Source organism: Novosphingobium sp. 11B, assembly GCF_054589055.1.
In genome coordinates this window covers 1-2,997 of sequence record NZ_BAAILP010000071.1, presented here as the reverse complement: position 1 = coordinate 2,997, position 2,997 = coordinate 1, and the positions used below count along the sequence as shown (strand labels likewise).

Annotated in this window: 2 protein-coding genes; one reads left to right on the top strand and one right to left on the bottom strand. The window is 67.9% G+C overall.

Annotation, left to right across the window (positions count from 1 at the left end):
* Positions 1-115: 115 nt before the first annotated feature.
* Positions 116-1,150: a LacI family DNA-binding transcriptional regulator gene (locus ACYPYD_RS06525; protein WP_459662539.1), complete on the bottom strand. Its 1,035-nt coding sequence runs from the start codon at positions 1,148-1,150 to the stop codon at positions 116-118.
* 113 nt (positions 1,151-1,263) lie between these two features.
* Here ACYPYD_RS06525 and ACYPYD_RS06520 point away from each other — a divergent pair, with 113 nt between their 5' ends.
* Entirely contained in the window at positions 1,264-2,892 is a 1,629-nt protein-coding gene (locus ACYPYD_RS06520) for a family 43 glycosylhydrolase (protein ID WP_459662538.1), read from the top strand.
* Positions 2,893-2,997: the final 105 nt, after the last annotated feature.

The window sequence follows — 2,997 nt, the reverse complement described above, 5'->3', positions numbered from 1 at the left end:
TCGTCATTGCGAGCGCAGCGAAGCAATCCAGGGCAGTTCTAAGCCGCCCTGGATTGCTTCGCTGCGCTCGCAATGACGAATGAGGAGAGGATCATCACCCAAGTCTCAACGGCAATCAGACCGAAGGCGCCAATCCCGTCGATTCCGCCGGAACCACGCGCAGTTCCACCTCGAACGGCGGTGGCGCCTCGCCGCCCTCGATCCGCGCGATGAGCCGCTCTGCCGCCGCCGCCGCCATGTCGCCGAAGGGCCGCAGCACCGAGGTCAGTGCCGGGCTCAGCATCCGCGTGAGCAGGCTGCCGTCGAAGCCCACCACCGACAGCCCCCCCGGCACCGCGATCCCCCGCACCGCCGCGACCTTGAGCACGCCCGCCGCCATGATGTCGTTCGCCGCGAAGATGCCCGTCGGCCGCTCGGCCAGCGCCAGAAGCTGTTCCGCCCCGGCCACGCCCGAGGCGAAGTCGTAGTCGCCCGGCGCTTCGGCCACGCTGGCCCCGGCGCGCGTCGCCTCCTCGATGAAGCCCGCGCGGCGCTCCATGGCCGAGGCGGTATCGGCGGGACCGTTGACGATGCCCAGCCGCCGATGCCCCAGATCGAGCAGATGCCGCGCGACTTGCGCGCCTGCCGTCCGCTCCTCGCTGACGATGACGTCGGCAAAGCCCGCGATCGGCACCGAAGACAGCGCCGCGACCGGCACTTGTGCCTCGGCCAGAGCCTCGGCCAGACCCGGCACGCCCGAAACCGGCGGCAGGATCACCAGTCCGTCCACGCGCGACCGCTCGACGAAGCCCAGCACGTCGCGGATCGCCGCCTCGGCCTCCAGCGGGGTGGGGTGGACGATCACCTCGTAGCCGCGCGGCGCGGTCAGGGCGACGACGCCGCGCTGGATGGAATCGAGCACCAGCGCGTTGCGATCGTTGTGGATCAACCCGATCAGGAACGAGCGCCGCATCGCCAGCGCCCGCGCCCGCGCGCTCGGCCGGAAATTGAGCGCGGCGATCGCGGCCTCGATCCGCTGGCGGGTCTCGGCATTCACTTTGGGCGACTTGTTGAGCACCCGCGAAACCGTGCGGATCGAGACCCCGGCGGCGGCGGCCACGTCCTCGATGGTGGGGTCGCCGTCGCGCGCTCTTGCTGGGGTTTCGTGCATCGCTAGGCTTGTATGGCCTGCGCTGGCACGATCAAGCATTCCTGCAATTTTCATTGACACCGATGCCACAAATGATAGCGCTAGCATAAATCAAAGCAGAACCGGAGAGAGCCATGAAGTTCGACCGCCGAGAGGCCCTGTTCACGGCAGGTATGGGCGTAGTAGGCGGCGCGACGGCGCTGGCAGGCAGCGCGAGCGCAGCCACGGCCGCCGCATCCTCGCTTGCAAAGCCCGCTTCGGTCGGCGCTTCGAAGTACCGGCGGGGCTTCGACGACCAGCGTATCCCGGACCAGGGCAACGGCACGTACCTCAACCCGCTGATGGCGGGCGACCATCCCGACCCGACGATCGTGCGGGACGGGAAGGACTATTACATGACCTTCTCGACCTTCGATTCCTATCCGGGTCTGGTCGTGTGGCACTCCGCCGACCTGATCAACTGGCGCCCCCTTACTGCCGCGCTGACGAAGAACCTCGGCTCGGTCTGGGCACCGGACATCAGCAAGCACGCCGGCCGCTTCTTCATATACTTCACCGTCAAGGCCACGCCCAACGCACAGTACGTGGTCTGGGCCGACAAGGCCGAAGGCCCGTGGAGCGAGCCCGTCAGCCTCGGCCTGCCCGACCATATCGACCCCGGCCACGCGGTGGGCGAGGACGGTTCGCGCTGGCTGTTCCTTTCCGGCGGCGACCGCATCCGGCTGGCCAAGGACGGCCTCTCGACCGTCGGCGCGGTGGAGCACGTCTACGATCCCTGGCACTATCCGGACGACTGGGACGTCGAGGGTTTCTCCCCCGAAGGCCCCAAGATCGTGCGGCGCGGCGAATACTTCTACCTCGTCACCGCGGTTGGCGGCACGGCGGGTCCGCCGACCGGACACATGGTGATCGCCGCGCGCTCGAAGTCGATCCACGGCCCCTGGGAGAACTGCCCGCACAATCCGATCGTGCGCACCATCGACTTGTCCGAGGCATGGTGGTCGCGCGGGCACGCCACTTTGTTCGAGGGGCCAAGCGGGGACTGGTGGTCGGTCTATCACGGCTATGAAAAGGACTTCTGGACGCTCGGCCGCCAGACCCTGCTCGATCCCGTCAGCTGGACCGCCGATGGCTGGTTCCGCATGGAAGGCGGCGACCTGTCGAAGCCGATCCGCGCGCCCAGGGGCGGCCGCAAGGCTGGTCCGCACGGGATGCCGCTGTCGGACGATTTCTCGGCGCTGGAGATCGGGCGGCGCTGGAACTTCTTCAAGCCCTCGCCGACCGAACGCGACCGGGCGCGGGTGGCGAACAACACGCTGCACCTGACCGCCAACGGCAAGGCGCCGGTCGATTCCTCGCCGCTGCTGCTGATCGCGGGCGATCAAGAGTACGAGTTCAGTTGCGAGATCGACATCGACCCCGGCGTCACTGCGGGCCTGCTGCTGTTCTACGACCAGCAACTCTACTGCGGGCTGGGCTTCGACGCGGCCAAGTTCGTGACGCACCAATACGGCATGGAGCGCGGCCGCCCGGCCAACTACCACGGCCGCAAGATGCTGATGCGGGTGCGGAACGATCGCCACATCGTCGCCTTCCACACCAGCGGCGACGGCGGGAAAACGTGGAAGCGCTTCGACCGGGGCATGGAAGTCTCCGGCTATCACCACAATGTGCGCGGCGGCTTCCTGATGCTGCGGCCGGGGCTCTACTCGGCCGGACAGGGCGAGGCGCGCTTCAGCAATTTCAGGTTCAAGGCTTTGTAAGTGATCGTCGTCCCGGACTCGATCCGGGACCGCTGGCCGTGACCAGCCCACACAGCTTCAGGGCGCCCGGCACGGCAGCGCCCGCCTAAAGACAGGCACCGGTCC

Excerpts from the sequence above, each read along its gene's own strand:
- ACYPYD_RS06525 (WP_459662539.1), bottom strand. The coding sequence starts at position 1,150 with ATGCACGAAACCCCAGCAAGAGCGCGCGACGGCGACCCCACCATCGAG.
- ACYPYD_RS06520 (WP_459662538.1), top strand. The coding sequence starts at position 1,264 with ATGAAGTTCGACCGCCGAGAGGCCCTGTTCACGGCAGGTATGGGCGTA.